The 19321-nt window shown below is 52.5% G+C and carries 14 protein-coding genes, 4 tRNA genes and 3 pseudogenes; 12 read left to right on the top strand and 9 right to left on the bottom strand.

The features are described 5' to 3' along the window. Positions 1-176 precede the first annotated feature (176 nt). The 4 genes from dacD to EoCCA6_RS03690 all read left to right on the top strand — a co-directional run bounded on the left by dacD (position 177) and on the right by EoCCA6_RS03690 (position 3603). Positions 177-1343: a serine-type D-Ala-D-Ala carboxypeptidase DacD gene (dacD, locus tag EoCCA6_RS03705; RefSeq protein ID WP_152081522.1), complete on the top strand. Its 1167-nt coding sequence runs from the start codon at positions 177-179 to the stop codon at positions 1341-1343. A gap of 131 nt (positions 1344-1474) precedes the next feature. Beyond that, positions 1475-1948, top strand: a complete 474-nt coding sequence (gene sbmC / locus EoCCA6_RS03700; RefSeq protein ID WP_152081521.1) for a DNA gyrase inhibitor SbmC — start codon at positions 1475-1477, stop codon at positions 1946-1948. Between the two features lie 92 nt (positions 1949-2040). Continuing rightward, positions 2041-3099, top strand: coding sequence for an FUSC family protein (locus EoCCA6_RS03695; protein WP_152081520.1), 1059 nt, complete (start codon positions 2041-2043; stop codon positions 3097-3099). A gap of 168 nt (positions 3100-3267) precedes the next feature. Further along, positions 3268-3603 (top strand): DUF496 family protein, encoded by a 336-nt coding sequence (locus EoCCA6_RS03690; protein ID WP_152081519.1) that lies wholly within the window; start codon positions 3268-3270, stop codon positions 3601-3603. A 105-nt stretch (positions 3604-3708) separates the two neighbouring features. Here the strand turns inward: EoCCA6_RS03690 and EoCCA6_RS03685 are convergent. After that, a tRNA-Asn gene (locus EoCCA6_RS03685) sits at positions 3709-3784 on the bottom strand. 225 nt (positions 3785-4009) lie between these two features. Here EoCCA6_RS03685 and emmdR point away from each other — a divergent pair. Next, the gene (gene emmdR, locus EoCCA6_RS03680) at positions 4010-5452 is read left to right on the top strand and encodes a multidrug efflux MATE transporter EmmdR (RefSeq protein WP_338031252.1); all 1443 of its coding nucleotides are present in this window, start codon (positions 4010-4012) and stop codon (positions 5450-5452) included. Positions 5453-5532: 80 nt separating this feature from the next. Continuing rightward, positions 5533-5608: transfer RNA gene (locus EoCCA6_RS03675), tRNA-Asn, on the top strand. 52 nt (positions 5609-5660) lie between these two features. On the opposite strand, the gene EoCCA6_RS03670 is transcribed toward EoCCA6_RS03675, so the two are convergent. The 3 genes from EoCCA6_RS03670 to shiA form a co-directional block, all read right to left on the bottom strand. Continuing rightward, positions 5661-7433, bottom strand: a complete 1773-nt coding sequence (locus EoCCA6_RS03670; protein WP_152081517.1) for an aminopeptidase P family protein — start codon at positions 7431-7433, stop codon at positions 5661-5663. Between the two features lie 18 nt (positions 7434-7451). Further along, positions 7452-8906, bottom strand: coding sequence for an AMP nucleosidase (locus EoCCA6_RS03665; RefSeq protein ID WP_152081516.1), 1455 nt, complete (start codon positions 8904-8906; stop codon positions 7452-7454). Positions 8907-8979: 73 nt separating this feature from the next. Continuing rightward, positions 8980-10296 (bottom strand): shikimate transporter, encoded by a 1317-nt coding sequence (gene shiA, locus EoCCA6_RS03660; RefSeq protein ID WP_152081515.1) that lies wholly within the window; start codon positions 10294-10296, stop codon positions 8980-8982. A 189-nt stretch (positions 10297-10485) separates the two neighbouring features. Between shiA and ldtA the strand changes: the two genes are divergently transcribed. The 4 genes and pseudogenes from ldtA to EoCCA6_RS03635 all read left to right on the top strand — a co-directional run bounded on the left by ldtA (position 10486) and on the right by EoCCA6_RS03635 (position 13436). Next, positions 10486-11385, top strand: coding sequence for a L,D-transpeptidase (ldtA, locus tag EoCCA6_RS03655; RefSeq protein WP_152081514.1), 900 nt, complete (start codon positions 10486-10488; stop codon positions 11383-11385). A 283-nt stretch (positions 11386-11668) separates the two neighbouring features. Continuing rightward, positions 11669-12103 (top strand): annotated as a pseudogene (locus EoCCA6_RS03650) (helix-turn-helix domain-containing protein); the annotation flags it as partial. Continuing rightward, positions 12052-12183: pseudogene (locus EoCCA6_RS03645) on the top strand (phage virion morphogenesis family protein); the annotation flags it as partial. The pseudogenes EoCCA6_RS03650 and EoCCA6_RS03645, both read left to right, overlap by 52 nt. A gap of 134 nt (positions 12184-12317) precedes the next feature. Continuing rightward, complete coding sequence (locus EoCCA6_RS03635) at positions 12318-13436, top strand: hypothetical protein (RefSeq protein WP_226544155.1); 1119 nt, start codon at positions 12318-12320, stop codon at positions 13434-13436. A 19-nt stretch (positions 13437-13455) separates the two neighbouring features. Here EoCCA6_RS03635 and EoCCA6_RS03630 read toward each other — a convergent pair. Then, positions 13456-13611, bottom strand: a pseudogene (locus tag EoCCA6_RS03630) (IS630 family transposase); the annotation flags it as partial. A 203-nt stretch (positions 13612-13814) separates the two neighbouring features. After that, a tRNA-Asn gene (locus EoCCA6_RS03625) sits at positions 13815-13890 on the bottom strand. Between the two features lie 320 nt (positions 13891-14210). Here EoCCA6_RS03625 and nac point away from each other — a divergent pair. Continuing rightward, entirely contained in the window at positions 14211-15128 is a 918-nt protein-coding gene (nac, locus tag EoCCA6_RS03620) for a nitrogen assimilation transcriptional regulator NAC (protein ID WP_152081513.1), read from the top strand. A 96-nt stretch (positions 15129-15224) separates the two neighbouring features. Then, the gene (gene cbl, locus EoCCA6_RS03615) at positions 15225-16175 is read left to right on the top strand and encodes an HTH-type transcriptional regulator Cbl (protein ID WP_152081512.1); all 951 of its coding nucleotides are present in this window, start codon (positions 15225-15227) and stop codon (positions 16173-16175) included. A gap of 83 nt (positions 16176-16258) precedes the next feature. On the opposite strand, the gene EoCCA6_RS03610 is transcribed toward cbl, so the two are convergent. From EoCCA6_RS03610 to fumA, 3 genes are all read right to left on the bottom strand, one after another. Then, a tRNA-Asn gene (locus EoCCA6_RS03610) sits at positions 16259-16334 on the bottom strand. Positions 16335-16434: 100 nt separating this feature from the next. Further along, positions 16435-17232, bottom strand: a complete 798-nt coding sequence (gene mtfA, locus EoCCA6_RS03605) for a DgsA anti-repressor MtfA (protein WP_152081511.1) — start codon at positions 17230-17232, stop codon at positions 16435-16437. A gap of 419 nt (positions 17233-17651) precedes the next feature. Next, the gene (fumA, locus tag EoCCA6_RS03600) at positions 17652-19301 is read right to left on the bottom strand and encodes a class I fumarate hydratase FumA (RefSeq protein WP_152081510.1); all 1650 of its coding nucleotides are present in this window, start codon (positions 19299-19301) and stop codon (positions 17652-17654) included. Positions 19302-19321 lie beyond the last annotated feature (20 nt).

Here is a 19321-nt window from a genome sequence, read left to right as displayed (position 1 = left end):
ATGGTAAACGATCGTGATGCACAGACCGAATAAAAAGCGCCTTTATCAATGAAATTTGCGAGCTGACTTCAGGGGAAAACATGCCTCCTGTCACATTTTTTTGCAATTAAGGCAGGTAAGGACATCAGAACTCCCGTAAAAAGGTCAACGATTTTTAATGACCTGAGGATATACCGTTGAAACGCCGTCTGTTTATTGCTGTTTCTTTACTCGCTTCGAGTATTTCATCTGCGCTGGCTGCCGAACCGCTGGATTTTTCACCGCAGCCTCCGGCCATCCAGGCTGGCTCCTGGGTACTGATGGATTACACCACGGGTCAAATCTTAACGGCGGGCAACGAACATCAACAGCGCAACCCGGCAAGCCTGACCAAGCTGATGACTGGCTACGTCGTCGATCGCGCTATTGATAGCTATCGCATTAGTCCTGATGACATTGTTACCGTAGGCCGCGATGCATGGGCAAAAGGTAATCCGGTATTTGACGGTTCATCGTTGATGTTCCTGAAAGAGGGCGATCGCGTCTCCGTGCGTGACCTGAGCCGTGGCCTGATTGTTGATTCCGGCAACGACGCCTGCGTGGCGCTGGCTGACCATGTGGCCGGAGGGCAGCCACAATTCGTGAACATGATGAACGACTATGTGCAAAAACTGCACCTGCGCGACACTCATTTTGAAACCGTGCATGGCCTGGATGCACCGGGGCAACACAGTTCTGCCTATGACCTGGCGGTACTTTCACGCGCGATCATTCACGGTGAGCCTGAGTTCTACCATATGTACAGCGAAAAAAGCCTTACATGGAACGGCATCACCCAGCAAAACCGCAACGGCCTGCTATGGGATAAAACCATGAACGTTGACGGGTTAAAAACAGGCCATACCTCAGGTGCCGGTTTTAACCTTATCGCCTCAGCGGTAGACGGCCAGCGTCGTTTGATTGCCGTGGTTATGGGCGCGGATAGCCCGAAAGGCCGGGAAGAGCAGGCTCGCAAACTACTGCACTGGGGGCAACAGAATTTCGATACCGTGCAAATTCTGCATAATGGCAAAAAAGTGGGCACCGAGCGCATCTGGTACGGCGATAAAGAGCAGGTGAAATTAGGCACCGATCAGGATTTCTGGCTGGCCTTACCGAAGGCGGAAGTGCCCAATATCAAAGCAAAATACGTCCTGGATAAAAAAGAGCTGGACGCACCGATTGCCGCGCATCAGCGCGTCGGGGAGATCCAGCTATTTGACCGCGACAAAGTCGTTGCGCACTGGCCGCTGGTGACGCTGGAAAGCGTTGATAAAGGTGGATTTTTCTCACGGATGGGTGATTACCTGCATCATAAACTCTGACGCTGCAGATGAGCCGCGACGAGCAGACTGGCAGGGTTGCGAGTCTGCTCGCATAATAAACATTCCTTGTTTGCTGAACAGCGAAAATCTGCTTTATAGTGTATAAATACACAGTAATAAACGGAGGCAGCATGGACTACAGCATCAGACAGCAACAGAAACGTAAGATCGCGGGTTTTCACCTTGTCGGACCGTGGGAAAACACGGTCAAACAAGGCTTCGAACAGCTGGTCATGTGGGTTGATGGTCGTCATATTCAACCTCTGGAGTGGGTTGCGGTTTATTACGATAATCCCGATGAGGTTCCGGCAGAAAAATTACGCTGTGATACAGCCGTCACGGTGCCTGATGATTTTGTCATCCCTGAAAACAGTGAAGGGGTGATGCTCACTGAAATCGCTGCGGGGGATTATGCCGTGGCAACGGCGCGTGTCGAAAACCACGACTTTGCCACACCCTGGTATCAGTTTTTTAATTCCCTTCTTGAAGACACACACTATCAAATCGCGCCAAAGCCCTGTTTTGAACGCTACCTGAACGACGGTAATGCGGATGGCTACTGGGATATCGAAATGTTTGTGCCGGTTGAGCACAAAGCGGGTTAGGCCTGGAAATAACAGGGTTTTTCAACCGGGTGTGATCCACCCGGCTGAAAACACAGTACAATTGTGGTTTGCCGTGTAGCTGGAGAGCGGGTGTGCGTCCCGACAAATCATTAACGCCTTTTGAAATCCGGTTGTATAAACATTACCGCGTGGTACATGGATGCCGTATCGCGCTGGCGTTTATTCTGACTTTTGTTCTGGTCCGTTTGCTGGATGTCCCTGAAGGAACATGGCCGCTGATCACGCTGGTGGTCATCATGGGGCCCATCTCATTTTGGGGAAATGTTGTCCCGCGTGCTTTTGAGCGTATAGGCGGCACTGTCCTCGGTTCAGTGCTGGGGCTTATCGCCCTGAAACTCGAACTGATCTCATTCCCGGTCATGCTGTTGTGGTGCGCAGCGGCGATGTTCCTCTGCGGCTGGTTGGCGTTGGGCAAAAAACCGTATCAGGCCTTACTGATTGGTATCACGCTTTCTGTTGTTGTTGGTGCTCCGGCAGGAGACATGACGACCGCGCTATGGCGAAGCGGGGATGTTATCCTCGGCTCGCTGCTGGCAATGCTGTTTACCGGCATCTGGCCCCAGCGCGCGTTCCTGCACTGGCGTATTCAGATGGCAAACTATGTCACAGCGTTTAATCGGGTCTACCAGGCGGGGTTTTCGCCAAACCTGGTCGAACGGCCGCGGCTGGAAAAACATCTGCAAAAAATCCTCAGTGATGTGGTTAAGATGCGCGGTCTAATCACGCCGGCCAGCAAAGAGACCCACATCCAGAAAGCCATTTTCGAAGCGATTCAGACTGTGAGCCGTAATCTGGTTTGTATGCTGGAGTTGCAAATCAATGCTCACTGGGCATCCCGTTCCAGCCATCTCTTAATGCTTAACGCGCATACGCTGAAAGAGACGCAGCAGATGACGCAGCAAACGCTGCTAACCATTGCCCACGCGCTGTATGAAGGCAACCCACAGCCAATCCTGGCGAACAGTGAACGTCTGAATGAAATCGTCGCCGAGCTGAAACAACTGATTAACGAGCGGCAGGGCGATAACGTGGCAGAAACGCCGATTCATGGTTATGTCTGGTTGAGCATGGAGCTGGCGCGACAGCTAGAGCTGTTGTCGCATCTGATCTGCCGGGCGCTGCGCAAATAAAAAGCAGCTATTGCCATATGTGACGCCTGCTGCTTCGATTCAGCAGCAATTGGGGTTATGATAGCTTTAAACGATATACTCATTGTCATTCGCGGCCGCTGTCAGTAAGGTTACTGTTACAACGGTTGCTTTAACGAATCCGAATCTCACATTATCAGGGGTGTAAAAATGGAAACTACCAAGCCTTCGTTCCAGGATGTTCTGGAATTCGTCCGCCTGTTCCGCCGCAAAAACAAACTGCAGCGTGAAATCCAGGACGTTGAGAAGAAGATCCGTGACAACCAAAAACGTGTTCTGCTGCTGGACAACCTGAGCGACTACATCAAGCCAGGCATGAGCGTTGAGGCTATCCAGGGCATCATCGCCAGCATGAAAAGCGATTACGAAGACCGTGTTGACGACTACATCATCAAGAATGCTGAGCTGTCCAAAGAGCGTCGCGACATCTCCAAAAAGCTGAAAGTGATGGGCGAAATCAAAAACGCTGAAGTAAAAGGCGAATAATCGCGTAGCATTGTGAAAAAGGCTCCCTGATGACAGGGAGCCTTTTTTATATCTGCAGGTGGCAGAAAAGCAAAAAGCCTGCTTTAAAAGCAGGCTTTTCAAATTTGGCTCCTCTGACTGGACTCGAACCAGTGACATACGGATTAACAGTCCGCCGTTCTACCGACTGAACTACAGAGGAATCGTTGTGGAGGCTTATCTTAGCGGCGAAAAAAGTTTTGTCAAACCCGATCTTTGGGAATCGCGGCTGTTTGCTGTTTCTGTCGACAGTTTGTTGTAAAACCAAACATATTTTATGGAAAATACTTTGCAGGATGGGCATTTCTACCCCATCATTTGAAATGGAGTTTCAACTTTCTCGCTAAGGTCCATTTTGAACGTCACAGCCCCCCTACGCCAGGCGATTATGCGCACTCCCTGGTATGCAAAACGTAAAAGCTATCGTGTTTTGTTCTGGCGTGAAATCACCCCCCTTGCTGTACCTATTTTCCTGGAGAACACCTGCGTCCTGTTGATGGGTGTACTGAGCACGTTTCTGGTGAGCTGGCTCGGGAAGGAGGCGATGGCAGGTGTCGGCCTGGCGGACAGCTTTAATATGGTGGTGATGTCTTTCTTTGCCGCTATCGATCTCGGGACGACCGTTGTCGTCGCATTCAGTCTGGGCAAGCTCGACCCGAAACGCGCACGCGAAGCAGCCCGGCAGTCGCTGATGATCATGACCCTTTTTTCGATCGTGCTGGCGGCTGTGATTCATTACTACGGCAAAGAAATTATCGACATCGTCGCGGGCGAAGCGACAAATGACGTTAAAGATCTCGCGCTAACCTATCTGGAAATGACGGTCATTAGCTATCCGGCAGCCGCTATCGCTTTAATTGGCAGCGGGGCACTGCGTGGTGCAGGAAATACCAAAATCCCGCTGCTGATCAACGGCGGGATGAACATCCTGAATATTATTATCAGCAGCGTTTTGATCTATGGTGTTTTTTCCTGGGACGGCCTGGGTTTTGTGGGAGCCGGGCTTGGGCTGACCATTTCGCGCTACATCGGTGCGGCGGCAATCGTAGGCGTACTGATGACCGGCATCACACCATCCCTGCGCCTCACATTGAAAAGTTATTTCCGTCCACTCAATTTTGCCATTATCTGGGAAGTGATGGGGATTGGTATTCCGGCAAGTATTGAATCGGTGCTGTTTAATGGAGGGAAGCTGCTGACGCAAATGTTTGTTGCCGGTATGGGAACCGACGTTATCGCCGGTAATTTTATTGCCTTCTCCATCGCCTCTTTGATTAACCTGCCAGGTAACGCGCTTGGATCTGCATCCACCATCATCACCGGCAAACGTCTCGGGAAAGGGCAGATAGGGCAGGCGGAGCGACAACTGCGTCATGTTTTCTGGTTATCGACCATCGGGCTAACGGCGATAGCCTGGGGAACGGCCCCCTTTGCCGGACTGATGGCATCGTTTTATACCCATGAGAATGACGTAAAAGAAGTCGTTAAAATTCTGATTTGGCTGAACGCCGCGTTTATGCCGATCTGGGCGGCGTCCTGGGTTCTGCCCGCCGGGCTGAAAGGGGCACGTGATGCCCGTTTTGCGATGTGGGTATCAATGCTCGGTATGTGGGGCTGTCGCGTGGTTGCGGGCTATACGCTGGGGATCATGCTGGGAATGGGGGTTGTGGGCGTCTGGCTGGGGATGTTCCTTGACTGGGCAGTGCGCGGTGCGCTGTTCTACTGGCGAATGGTGAGCGGACGCTGGTTATGGAAATACCCGCGCATAAAACCCGAACCTGTTGCCGCTGAAACGCCAGAATGCCTGACAAATGCACGAAGTGGAGAATAAATCGGCAAACGATCAGAAATCTGCATTCTGCCTTTGACATCATGGGTGAGCATCGATAATATGCGCCCCGTTCACACGATTCCTCTGTAGTTCAGTCGGTAGAACGGCGGACTGTTAATCCGTATGTCACTGGTTCGAGTCCAGTCAGAGGAGCCAAATTTGAAAAGCCTGCTTTTAAAGCAGGCTTTTTGCTTTTCTGCGCCAGAGATTACCGGCTCACACGAATCGGCGCGGTCGCTTCAAACAGCCACGGACGCGCATCACTATCCACCAGTGGCGACAGCGCCTCACGTACTTTCTGGTGATACTCATCCAGCCACTGTTTTTCCTGCTCGTTTAACAGGTGTAGCTCAGCCTGGCTTAGATCAATTGGGATCAGCGTCAGCGATGCAAACGCGCAAAATCCCGGACGGCTTTCCACGATTTCCACCTGGTTTTCAATGCGAATGCCGTGACTTCCGGCCAGATAATACCCCGGCTCAATGGTCATAATATTGCCTGCCATCAGCGGCCACGGGTTGACCTTTTTCGCAAAACGGTGCGGATTTTCGTGGATCAGGAGTTGATGTCCCACGCCATGCCCGGTGCCATGATCGTAATCCAGCCCCATCTCCCACAACGGGCGGCGCGCAAAGGCGTCGAGCTGATGTCCCTGGCTGCCGGACGGGAACTGCAGCGTAATCAGAGACAAAAAGCCCCGTAATACCGCGGTGTAGTGTAAGCGCTGCTGCGGGTCGACCTTGCCCCACGCCAGCGTGCGCGTCGCATCGGTGGTGCCGTTGTGGTACTGACCGCCGGAATCATTGAGATAAAAATGATCGTGACCGAGGGTTTTATTGCTGGCTTCGCTTGAGTGGTAATGGCACATCGCCGCATTGCTGGAAGATGCGGAAATTGTCGCAAAACTCTGCTCAATAAAGCCCGGTTGCTGCTGACGGAAAGCCAGCTGCTTTGCCTGTACTTCAAGCTCCGTCAGGGGCTGCCCAGCGGCCTGCCGCTTAGGCACCTCGCGGCTCAGCCAGGCGAGGAAATTGACCCACGCAGCACCGTCCTGATGATGGCACTCACGATATCCCGCCAGCTCCACTGGGTTTTTATGGGCTTTCATCAACGTGATGGGATCGGTCTGCCAGATAATTTCCCCGTCGGGTTCAATGGCAAAGCGCAACGCTACCGGGGCGGAATCGGCGTCGACCATTACCCGCTTACCCTTTGCAAGCTGCTGACAGCGTCCGATAAAGGCATCCTGCGGCGCAATCGTGACAGTATGTCGAAACGAATCCGGTAAATTGCTCAGCTTGTTGTCGTTAACAAACCACTCGACGTGCCCGTCGCGGCCAAGCAGCGCAAATGAGAGCGGGACCGGGCTGGTAGAGATATCTGAGCCGCGCACGTTCAGCAGCCAGGCGATATTGTCCGGCTGGGTGATGGCCAGGTAGTCGGCCGCTTTCCCGGCCAGGATTTCAGCCACGCGTTGACGCTTGTCGGCACTGCCTTCGCCGCTGATATCGTCTGGCATTTCACGGATAAGCCCCGCTGGTGCGGCAGGGCGGTCAGTCCAGAGCGTATCAAATGGCGACAGGTCCAGCGGCACCAGCTCGCACGGTGTGGCTGAAAGCTGCGTGAATTCTGCGTTGGTCATCAACAGCGCTTCAAAGCCAATCCGCATTCCTGCTTCCGCATTTTTCAACAGCCACTCGGCCAGCGGTTCGTTATGCAGATGATGAATTGCAATGTCATCCATGTTGACCTGTACGCGAGCCTGAACCTGATAGCGACCATCGACGAATAACAGGGCTTTGTCTTTCAGCACCAGCGCCAGCCCGGCAGAACCGTCGAAGCCGGTCAGCCAGGCCAGTTTTTCGTCGTACGGTGCACAGTATTCGCTTTGCCAGGCGTCCGAGCGCGGGACGATCATTCCGTCGAGGTTGTTTTCCTGTAGCCACTGACGCAGGGCGGATAACGGTGATGTGGTATGCATAACTTTTCCTTACTGATATCAGCGGAATGGCGGTTCGTTGAAGGTGCGCAGCTTGCGGGAGTGCAGCTTGTCGCCTTCTGCCCGAAGTAAATCAATGGCACGAATACCGATTTGCAAGTGCTCAGAAATAGCGCCTTCGTAGAAACGGTTAGCCTGACCTGGCAACTTAATTTCGCCGTGCAGCGGCTTATCGGAAACGCACAGCAGCGTGCCGTAAGGGACGCGGAAACGGTAACCCTGTGCGGCAATAGTGGCGCTTTCCATATCGATGGCCACCGCGCGGCTCAGGTTGAAGCGCAGCGCCGAGGCGGAGTAGCGTAACTCCCAGTTACGGTCATCGGTGGTCACGACGGTGCCTGTGCGCAGGCGTTGTTTAACCTCTTCCCCTGGCATTCCGCTCACCTCTTTCGTGGCGTCATACAGCGCACGCTGCACTTCTGCGATGCTTGGGATCGGGATATCCGGTGGAAGCACTGCGTCCAGCACATGATCGTCACGCAGATAAGCGTGAGCCAGCACGTAGTCGCCAATCAGCTGGCTTTCACGCAGGCCGCCGCAGTGACCAATCATCAGCCAGACGTCCGGACGCAGCACTGCGAGGTGGTCGCAGATGGTTTTGGCGTTCGACGGACCTACACCGATGTTGATCAGCGTGATCCCCTGACCATCGGCAGTGATCAAGTGCCAGGCGGGCATTTGATGTTTCTTCCAGGCCAGATCGGAAATGGCCTGCTCGGGGGCTTCGGTTTCAGCGGTGATCCAGATCCCACCCGCGCACGAGAGCGCAATGTACGGGCTGTCCGGGTCAAGAATTTGGCTACAGCCCCAGCGGACAAACTCGTCAACATAGCGGGTGTAGTTGGTGAACAGCACGAAAGGCTGGAAGTGTTCGGCTGGCGTACCGGTGTAATGACGCAGGCGTGCCAGCGAAAAATCCACACGGCGGGCATCAAAGTGCGACAGCGGCGAGAATTCCGCCGGATGATAAATACCATCCGCAGTCTCATCGCCAATCTGCGAAAGCTCGGTGGTTGGGAAATGACGCGTCAGCCCCGCGCTCATGGAGCGGTCGAGCGTCAGCGCAGAGCCGTCGATCACGTACGGATACGGGATCTCATGCAGCGAAGGCTCAACGGAAATATGTGCGCCGTAATCCTGATAAAGCAGCGTGAGTTGTTCTTCAAGGTAAGGCCGGAAAAGTGCCGGACGGGTGACGGTGGTGCTGTAACAGCCGGAGTGGGTAAAGCGCGCATAGGCACGGGTTTTTGGCGTTGTGCTGGCGCTGCCGTCCCAGGTTACAGAGAGCGATGGATAAACAAAAAGGCCCTGGGTTCTGGCCTTTTCGTCGGGGAGTTTCCCTGTTTCAATGTATTCACTAATGGCGCTGCGCAGTGCATTGACGGACTGTTCGTACAGCGCGTCAAGTTTTTCCAGCGCCTGAGCCGGGGTCAGGCTGGAGCCCTTATTATTCATGTCTGTCTCCTTGTTCCACAGGTGTGCGGCGTTACCCGATAGTATGTCACACGCTTGTGAAACAAAAGTGAGATCAGCTGTGGCTCGTCTCTTTCATAAACAGCGCCGTGGCGGCAGACAGCAGGCAACCCACCAGCAGATAAATCGCCACGCTGTGCCAGTTCCCGCCGGAGAAAGTCACCAGTGCGGCAGCAATAAACGGTGTAAACCCGCCACCGACCACGCTTGCCACCTGATACCCTACGCCTGCACCGCTGTAACGATAGCTCGCGCCAAACAGTTCGGTGAACATCGGCTGCTGTACGCACACCACCATGTCATGGGCGATGTTAGCCAGCATGATGGCGAAGAAGACAATCCAGAATACCGACTGCGCTTCCAGCGCCATAAAGAACGGCCAGGCGCTGAGTGTGCCAATTAACGCGCCGGTAATGTAGACCCGGCGACGGCCGAACCGGTCCGCCAGCCAGGCGAAACATGGAATGGTCAGGCAACTGATCCCACCAACCACCAGACCAATGTTCAGAAACAGTTCACGTGGTAAGCCGAGGTTTTGCGTGGAATAGTTCAGGGCAAACGCGGTAACGATATACATCGTCAGCAGCTCGCACAGGCGCAGGGCGATAATTTTCAGAAAAGCGCCAGGGTGCTGGACCAACGCTTCCATTACCGGCAGCCGTTTTTGGGTAGCGGGCTTTTCCCGCTGCTGCTGTTCAAATTCCGCAGACTCTTCCATTCCGTTGCGTATCCACAGCGCGGCGATCACCAGCACGATGCTGAAGATGAACGGAATGCGCCAGCCCCAGCTCAAAAACTGTTCGTCTGTTGTGAGCTGGCTTATCAGCGACACCAGCCCGGTGGAGAGCAGCAGCCCGACGCCATATCCCACCTGCACACCGCTGCTGTAGAACGCCTTCTTGTTTTTCGGTGCGCTCTCGACGGACAACAGTGCCGCACCGCCCCATTCGCCACCCACGGCAAAACCCTGAATGGCGCGCAGCGTGACCAGCAGCACCGGAGCCCACCAGCCGATGGTGGCAAACGACGGTAAAATACCGATAAGCGCGGTGGCGATCCCCATCATCCACACGGTGAGCATCAGCATGCGTTTGCGGCCCAGCCGATCGCCAAAGTGGCCGAAAATCACCCCACCCAGAGGGCGGAACAGAAAGCCCACGCCAAAGGTGGCAAACGCGGCGAGCGTGCCCATCGCGGGGCTGATCTGGGGGAAAAATTCACGGTTAAACACCAGCGCGGCGGTGATGCCATAGAGCAGAAAATCATACCAGTCGACAACCGCACCAGCGAAGCTACCCAGTGCGGCGCGGCGGGCGCGGTTAAGCGAAGATGTCTCCTTGCGGGAACGATCGGAGATGAGGGTGGAGTCCATAGTTGTCCTGTCTGTACTGATTTTTAATTATTGGTATAAGAAAAGGTTACTCACATTGCAGCCATCATTGATGGAACGTATGAGACTACCGCGACAGGAGGCGAGAGAAAACTGATTTTATTTCCTGATGGGGATGCAAAGCGGCTACGCTATGTTTATCAAATATCGGGAGCGACTAAGGAAGGGATTATGCGTCGTCATATTCTGTTGGGCTGTTTAAGCGCGTTATTCATGAGTCAAACTGTGCTGGCGGTGAGTTATCCTCTGCCGCCTGAAGGGAGCCGCCTCGTTGGTGCGCCAATAACCATCACCGTACCTGATGGCAACACGCTGCCGCTCGAAGCGTTCGCTGCACAGCACGGGCAAGGGCTCAGCAATATGCTGGAAGCGAATCCGGGAGTCGATCCGTTTCTGCCTAAAGCCGGTACGCAACTGGTGGTGCCCCAGCAAATCATTCTGCCCCCCACGGTACGTGAGGGGATTGTGGTGAACGTCGCGGAAATGCGCCTCTACTATTACCCAAAAGAGGGCAATACCGTTGAGATCCTGCCGATTGGCATAGGCCAGGCCGGGCGCGAAACGCCGCGCAACTGGGTGACGACCGTTGAGCGTAAGCAGGAAGGGCCGACCTGGTCGCCAACGCCGAATACGCGTCGTGCATATGCGAAAGAGGGGAAAACCCTGCCTGCATTCGTTCCCGCTGGGCCAGATAACCCGATGGGGCTGTATGCTATTTATATTGGCAGGCTGTACGCCATTCACGGTACAAACTCAAATTTTGGCATTGGGCTGCGCGTGAGTCAGGGCTGTATACGCCTGCGCAATAGCGATATCAAATACCTGTTTGACAATGTGCCGGTCGGGACGCGCGTGCAGCTTATCGATCAGCCACTGAAAATGACCACGGAGCCGGACGGCAGCCGCTGGATAGAAGTTCACGAACCGTTGTCGCGCAATCGTGCGGAATTTGAGTCGTCGGAGAAAGTACCGCTGCCCATCGCGCCCGCGTTGCGGACACAGCTTAAAAATGAGGGAGCCGATGCGGAACTGGAACGCCGGTCGGGAATGCCGGTGAAGATCGGTATTTAAGCCTTGCTGCGCGGTAATGTTTCAAAAGCAAAAAGCCTGCTTTAAAAGCAGGCTTTTCAAATTTGGCTCCTCTGACTGGGATCGCTTTTGCCTTTAAGTGGCTAATAAGTAAGCTAAACCTGAATTGCGATGCTGTCAAGACCACCAAAATGACCACCAATAGGCGAAGGTTACATAAATCTAAAAAGCTGCGCGGAATAGTAGATCACTTTGAGTGAACTCAGCCCGGATTGTGCGATCTGATCATCGCCAAACCAACCAATATCACTGACCGGACTGAGTGATGCCGATCATAGCACCAATTCCCCGTGACGAACGACGCCTGATGCAGAAAGCGATCCATAAAACGCACGATAAAAATTATGCCCGTCGGCTGACTGCCATGCTGATGATGCACCGCGGCTGTCGCGTCAGCGACGTTGCCAGAACGCTTTGCTGTGCCCGTTCCTCCGTCGGCCGCTGGATTAACTGGTTCACGCTGTCGGGTGTTGCAGGACTGAAATCATTACCTGCCGGGTGTGCCCGTCGCTGGCCTTTTGAGCATATCTGCATGTTTTTACGTGAGCTGGTAAAACATGCTCCCGGCGATTTTGGCTACCAGCGATCACGCTGGAGCTCAGAGCTTCTGGCAATAAAAATCAATGAGATAACTGGGTGTCAGTTACACGGGTGCAGCGCATGGCGCGGGTGCATCATTATGGGTTGCGGGATCGGCTGGTGCGTGGGGGCGAAGATGTGCGGTATGAGGCCAGGCCGCTGATGGGTATAAATAATGAAACAATGGGGAAGATTGAATAAATCATAATTAATAACTTGATTTTGTGATGGCAATAGCTTTTATTTAATTGAGATATATCCCATTGCTATCATCGGTACGATGTAAAATTTGATTTTTCATCGTAGTCTTGTTCTTAGTATTAAAAAGGATTTATATGTCTGAAGATAACGAAATTTCCCAAAATGAAACCACTCCAGAAGTTGCATCTGAAACAACGCCTGTAGTTAAAGTAAGGAAGCCTAGAAAAAAAGCGACCAAACCAAAGCGTGACTTCCCTCAATACTCTCTAGAAGATTGTAGAAAAATAGCTGACTGTCTGAAGGAATTTAACGCCGGTAACCCATGGGCACCAGGTGAAGTTGCTAAAGCACTGGGTTTAGGTAAAGGGCCAAATTTTTTCTACATGACTGCGTCTGCTCGAGATTACGGCATAACCGTGGGTACTCGCGACACAAGCAAAATTGAACTTACGGAATTAGGGAAGAGTTTAGTATATCCTAAATCACAGGAGGAAGAAGGCAATGCAATATTAAGTAGCTTCTTAAATATAGACTTATTTAAGAAAGTATATGATTACTATCAAGGTGGTAACCTACCTGAGATTGAATATTTAAAGAATACTCTAAAAACTGAATTCGGTATAGATGATCAATTACAAGACGACTTTTATAACTTATATCAACAAAACCTCAAATACGTTCGAGAAAAAGTCGCTAGAGAAGATAGCATTAGTACTAACTCAGTTAATGACAAAACTGCCACAGCTAGTAGTTCCATTATGCTCGGTGAATCTCAAGGGCAAAGTAAACTTATTGCATTTGTTGCTATGCCTTTTTCAGAAAAAACGTCTAACTACCCGCATGGTTATTTTGATGAAGTACTTAAACATCTCATTACGCCTTCTGCGGTGAAGGCTGGATTTAATGCTAAGACGGCAAAAAAAGCAGGGAGTGAAGTTATTCAATCTACGATTGTCAACGATCTTGATGCTGCTGATCTTGTGATAGTTGATCTAACTGAACACAATCCAAATGTGCTTTTTGAATTAGGTATGAGGATTGCCTTTAGTAAACCTGTCTGTTTGATCAGAGCAAAAGGTACTGCACCTATATTTGATATAGACCACATGTTAAGAGTCTATGATTATAATCCTTGCTTATGGCCTTCTACGCTAGAAAGCGATATTCCACAATTGTCAGAGCATATAAAAGAAACATGGATAAATAGGAGAGAGCGTTCATACCTCGATATTCTTAGAGAAAATAAAAGCTAAATAGTTGCGCGGAATAACGCTACTCTTTTGCCAGCCCATGTTGACCTCCGGAAAACGGGCTGGCGGTTTCCATAAAATGGTGAACTTTTTTTAGCAACTGCCACATTGAACGGCACTGATGATTCCGGGTTATCGTGTCATGTAGCGCCTGTCATAACCGCTCAACGTGGTTCACAGTAAACATCCCGTATAACCGGGTCACGGAGATCAGTCAGGGGAAATGGGGCTGAAATTAATCTCTGTTTGTTGGGCAATACGCCGTTCGCCACAGCGATAAACAGATGGAGCGAGCTATGTCGGCATATGGGCTAATTGCAGGGCCAGTTGATTAATAACAAAAATCCCGCGTAAGTTTCCTTAAGCGGGATTTTCTAAATTTGGCTCCTCTGACTGGACTCGAACCAGTGACATACGGATTAACAGTCCGCCGTTCTACCGACTGAACTACAGAGGAATCGTGTGAACGGGGCGCATATTATCGACGTCTGCCGGGCTTGTCAAAGGGTGGCACCACGCATTTGGTTCGTTTGCTGACAAAACAGGCAAAGTGGCTTTTTTGGCAACGGATTGCACCGTTATTGTGCAGATATACCTCTTATGGGGCAGATCATAAACCGCTGTTTCAGTAATAAAAGGGGCGTCAGTAATTAGGTTTCCTTATTTTCAGGCAGTTAGCGAACATATCAGACCTCTTCCCAAAACTGGCATTCATATTGCAAAACCTGTTTAAACAATGACAGCCGGTTCCGGCACAGCATGACAACAGGGGGCAAAATGAACTTAAGACGACTGAAATACTTCGTAAAAATCGTCGATATCGGCAGCCTGACTCAAGCGGCAGAAGTGCTGCATATTGCGCAGCCTGCCCTGAGCCAGCAGGTGGCTACGCTGGAAGGTGAGATGGATCAGCAACTGTTGATTCGCACCAAGCGCGGCGTAACGCCAACCGAAGCAGGAAAAATTTTGTATACCCATGCCCGGACGATTTTGCGTCAGTGTGAACAGGCGCAACTGGCGGTGAATAACGTAGGGCAGACCTTAAGCGGGCACGTCTCCATTGGTCTGGCTCCCGGAACCGCTGCCTCTTCTATCACGATGCCGCTGCTGCAGGCTGTGCGATCTGAACTGCCTGAGGTGCTGGTTTATCTGCATGAGAACAGCGGTTCTGTGCTGAATGACAAGCTGCTCAACGGCCAGCTGGATATGGCCGTGCTTTACGACCGTTCTCCGGTAGCCGGGATCACCAGCCAGCCACTGCTGAAAGAAGATCTTTATCTGGTGGGTACCCGCGACTGTCCGGGGCAAAGTGTCGATCTGACCGCGGTTGCAGAGATGAATTTGTTCCTGCCGCGTGATTACAGCGCCGTGCGCGTGCGCGTGGATGAAGCCTTTTCGCTGCGTCGCCTGACGGCTAAAATTATCGGTGAAATCGACTCCATCTCGACGCTGACGGCCGCGATTGCCAGCGGAATGGGCGTTACCGTATTACCTGAATCCGCCGCACGTTCGCTATGCAGCGCAGCAAACGGCTGGATGGCACGTATCACGACGCCGTCCATGAGTTTGCCGTTGTCGCTGAATATGTCCGCGCGCGGCTCGCTGACACCACAGGCGCAGGCGGTGAAAGAGATTTTGATGTCTCTGGTGAGCAAGCCGTCGCTGGAGAATCGCGAACTGCAGCTTGTGAGCTGATATTCCATAAAAGCATAAGATGCTGGTTTTTATTATTTGTTCTGCAGCCTGGCTAACTCTAACAATAGAGCCATGTCACAAGCGCCGGAGTGAATCGTGAATTTCCAGCAACTTAAAATTATTCGTGAGGCGGCCAGGCGGGATTACAACCTGACTGAAGTCGCCAATATGCTTTACACCTCGCAGTCGGGCGTGAGCCGCCATATTCGTGAGCTGGAAGAAGAGCTCGGTATTGAGATTTTCATCCGCCGCGGTAAGCGTCTGCTGGGGATGACGGAGCCTGGCAAGGCATTGCTGGTTATCGCTGAGCGTATTCTCAACGAGGCCAGCAACGTTCGCCGTCTGGCCGATCTCTTCACCAATGACGCCTCGGGCGTGCTGACCATCGCCACTACTCACACGCAGGCACGCTACAGTTTGCCGCCCGTGATTAAAGCATTTCGCGAGCTTTTCCCTGACGTCCGTCTGGAGCTTATCCAGGGCACACCGCAGGAAATTGAAGTGCTGTTGCAGAATGGTGGAGCAGATATTGGTATCGCCAGCGAACGACTCAGCACCGATCCACTGCTGGTGGCTTTCCCCTGGTTTCGTTGGTACCACAGCCTGCTTTTGCCAGCCGATCACCCGCTTAACCAGGTATCACCGCTGACGCTTGAAGAGATCAGCAAATGGCCGTTGATTACCTATCGACAGGGTATAACCGGGCGTTCACGTATCGACGAAGCCTTCAACCGCAAAGGGTTGACGCCGGATGTGGTGCTCAGCGCTCAGGACTCCGATGTGATCAAAACGTATGTAGCGTTAGGGCTGGGTATCGGCCTGGTGGCGGAGCAATCCGGTGGCGAGCAGGAGTCAGGAGAACTGGTGCGTCTTGATACCCGTCACCTGTTTGATGCGAATACCGTCTGGCTTGGCCTGAAACGCGGTCAACTGCAGCGCAACTACGTGTGGCGGTTTATCGAGCTATGCAATGCGGGATTATCGGTCGATGATATCAAGCGCCAGGTGATGGAACCGGAAGAAGTGGCGATTGATTATCAGATTTAAACACGGCTGAAGCCCGATGGCGCTGCTGACCGGGTTATTCACCAAAAGCAAAAAGCCTGCTTTGAAAGCAGGCTTTTCAAATTTGGCTCCTCTGACTGGACTCGAACCAGTGACATACGGATTAACAGTCCGCCGTTCTACCGACTGAACTACAGAGGAATCGTGTGAACGAGGCGCATGTTAATGGCCTCGCTAATGTGTGTCAACACTAAAATTAACTCGCTGATTCAACTGGTTAATTAAGATGCAAACTGCTGTTTTAGTGTACCTGAGTGGCTATATTACCGCCGAGGGCATCATTTTTACGTAAACGCTGAAGCGGATCTTGCTGATAGAAATGGCAAAAACGTTGCCACAGTGCCGGGAAACGAGGAGCGAAAAGTTCCGGGGCGCTGAAGAAATACTCAGACAGCACGGCAAAACATTCCGCCGGGTCGCTTGCGGCATAGGCATCAATGCTGGCGGCGCTTTCACCGACGAGATCGATCTCATCCTGGATATTGTCCATTGCTGCATGCAGGTCATGCTCCCAGCCAGCCACTTCACGTAGCGGAATGAGCGGCACACCGCTGGCACGATCGCCATTGCGGGTGTCCAGTTTGTGTGCCACTTCATGGATAATCAGGTTGAAGCCGGATGCATCGAATGAATCCTGAATATCCAGCCAGTTCAGGATGATCGGCCCTTGCTGCCAGCTTTGCCCGGACTGAACAACACGCTGATTATGCACAAGACCAATATCATCTTCCCATTCGTCGTCCACGATGAACGGAGCCGGGTAAATGAGCACTTCGTGGAAGCCATCCAGCCACTCGATACCGAGTTCCAGTACCGGTAAACAGAAGAGCAGGGCGATACGCGTGCTTTTTAACGCTTCCAGTTCGAAGCCCTGAAGAGGAACCAGCCGTTTTTGCTGCAAAAAACGATCGGCCAGCTGAATCAGCTTTGACTGTTCTTCCGGCTGGAGATTAGCCAGCACAGGAATCGCCAGCGCCTCATCCCAGGGCAGTGCCATATTTCGACCAGTATCATTCGATTTCCAGGGCCACTTAATCATCGCTTTGCTCGCAAACTCGTCACTTGAACAAAATTGAAAGGTCAGGTCTGTTAACATGCCAAACAACCCGGCATGATAGCAACCCTCGCCACACACGTTACCACTTCGCTTCTGTCTCAAGGTAGTGCTTTGCCACTATGTCATTCATTTTGTGAAGTAAGTCGTAGCTTGCTTTGTAACCGCTGTAGAGAAATCATTCAGCATTGCTGGCTTTACACCAACTCTCTGTCTTGTCAGTGTTAATCAGATTAATGGGCAATGCATTAAGAAAGTTCAGATCCGAATATTGAGCAGTGAGCCATCCATGGCCATATTCGCGGCTAACGCAACTCTCTCGCTATCGCGCTAAACGTGCAGAGAATCTTTTCCTGCAGGATCACGGTTTGCCGCATTCATCTTCAGCCAACCAGTGGAAAACCTCAGCGCTGTGAACATCCGTTGCACTGTTTATTCTGGATCTGCTGGAAAAAGTCGTTGCCTTTGTCATCCACCAGGATAAACGCCGGGAAGTTTTCCACCTCAATTTTCCAGATGGCTTCCATACCCAGCTCAGGATACGCCACGCACTCCAGGCTCTTAATGCTGTTTTGCGCCAGCACCGCCGCCGGGCCACCGATGCTGCCGAGGTAGAAACCACCGTGTTTGTGACAGGCGTCCGTTACCTGCTGGCTGCGGTTGCCTTTTGCCAGCATGATCATGCTCGCGCCGTGGGATTGCAGTAAGTCCACATACGAGTCCATACGGCCCGCGGTGGTTGGGCCTAACGAACCGGAGGCATAACCTTCTGGCGTTTTGGCCGGGCCCGCGTAATAGATCGGATGATCTTTTACGTACTGCGGCAGCGCTTCGCCGTTATCAAGCAGCTCTTTCAGCTTCGCATGCGCAATGTCGCGCGCCACGATGATGGTGCCGTTCAGTGACAGACGGGTAGAAACCGGATGGGCAGAAAGCTGCGCCAGGATCTCACTCATCGGTTTATCGAGATTAATACTGACCACGTCGCCTTCGCCCTGTTGACGCAGGGTTTCAGGAATATACTGGCCTGGGTTGTGTTCCAGCTTTTCGATCCAGATACCGTCACGGTTAATTTTTGCTTTGATGTTGCGGTCAGCCGAGCAGGAGACACCCATGCCGATCGGGCAGGAGGCACCGTGGCGCGGCAGGCGGATCACGCGGATATCGTGGGCGAAGTATTTGCCGCCAAACTGCGCGCCGAGGCCGAGGTTTTGTGCTTCCTGAAGCAGTTCCTGCTCAAGCTGGACATCGCGGAATGCCTGGCCGTGTTCGTTGCCTTCGGTTGGCAAAGCATCGTAGTAGCGCGTCGAGGCGAGCTTGACGGTTTTCAGCGTGGCTTCCGCAGAGGTGCCGCCGATGACAAACGCAATATGGTACGGCGGGCAGGCTGCGGTGCCTAGCGTGCGCATCTTCTCAACCAGGTAGTTTTTCAGCTTCGCCGGGGTGATCAGCGCTTTGGTTTCCTGATAGAGGTAGGTTTTGTTGGCAGACCCACCGCCTTTGGCCATGCACAGGAATTTATACTCGTCGCCGTCGACGCTGTAGAGGTCAATCTGTGCAGGCAGGTTGGTGCCGGTGTTCACCTCTTTATACATGTCCAGCGCCGCATTCTGGGAGTAGCGCAGGTTATCTTCGATGTAAGTGTTATACACGCCCTGGCTCAGCGCCGCTTCGTCACCGCCGCCGGTCCAGACGCGCTGGCCTTTTTTACCCATGATGATCGCCGTGCCGGTATCCTGACAGGTTGGCAGCACGCCTTTCGCCGCAATGTCAGAGTTACGCAGGAACTGCAGGGCGACGTATTTGTCGTTTTCGCTGGCTTCCGGGTCGTTAAGAATGGCGGCAACCTGTTTCTGATGCGAAGGACGCAGCATAAATGCGGCGTCGTGGAAGGCCTGCTGTGCCAGCAGGGTCAGGGCTTCCGGCTCCACTTTCAGCACTTCCTGACCGTCGAATTCCGCAACGGAGACGTGTTCTTTGGTCAGCAGGTAGTATTCGGTGTCATCGTGTGCGAGAGGGAAGGGGTTCTGGTAGTAAAAGGGTTTGTTTGACATAGCTTGCTCCACAAAAATAA

It is taken from the genome of Enterobacter oligotrophicus (assembly GCF_009176645.1).
GTDB classification, from domain to species: domain Bacteria; phylum Pseudomonadota; class Gammaproteobacteria; order Enterobacterales; family Enterobacteriaceae; genus Enterobacter; species Enterobacter oligotrophicus.
This window is presented reverse-complemented; position numbering and strand designations above follow the sequence as displayed.

Excerpts from the sequence above, each read along its gene's own strand:
- sbmC (WP_152081521.1), top strand. The coding sequence starts at position 1,475 with ATGGACTACAGCATCAGACAGCAACAGAAACGTAAGATCGCGGGTTTT.
- EoCCA6_RS03690 (WP_152081519.1), top strand. The coding sequence starts at position 3,268 with ATGGAAACTACCAAGCCTTCGTTCCAGGATGTTCTGGAATTCGTCCGC.
- emmdR (WP_338031252.1), top strand. The coding sequence starts at position 4,010 with ATGCGCACTCCCTGGTATGCAAAACGTAAAAGCTATCGTGTTTTGTTC.
- EoCCA6_RS03670 (WP_152081517.1), bottom strand. The coding sequence starts at position 7,433 with ATGCATACCACATCACCGTTATCCGCCCTGCGTCAGTGGCTACAGGAA.
- EoCCA6_RS03665 (WP_152081516.1), bottom strand. The coding sequence starts at position 8,906 with ATGAATAATAAGGGCTCCAGCCTGACCCCGGCTCAGGCGCTGGAAAAA.
- shiA (WP_152081515.1), bottom strand. The coding sequence starts at position 10,296 with ATGGACTCCACCCTCATCTCCGATCGTTCCCGCAAGGAGACATCTTCG.
- ldtA (WP_152081514.1), top strand. The coding sequence starts at position 10,486 with ATGCGTCGTCATATTCTGTTGGGCTGTTTAAGCGCGTTATTCATGAGT.
- EoCCA6_RS03635 (WP_226544155.1), top strand. The coding sequence starts at position 12,318 with ATGTCTGAAGATAACGAAATTTCCCAAAATGAAACCACTCCAGAAGTT.
- nac (WP_152081513.1), top strand. The coding sequence starts at position 14,211 with ATGAACTTAAGACGACTGAAATACTTCGTAAAAATCGTCGATATCGGC.
- mtfA (WP_152081511.1), bottom strand. The coding sequence starts at position 17,232 with ATGATTAAGTGGCCCTGGAAATCGAATGATACTGGTCGAAATATGGCA.
- fumA (WP_152081510.1), bottom strand. The coding sequence starts at position 19,301 with ATGTCAAACAAACCCTTTTACTACCAGAACCCCTTCCCTCTCGCACAC.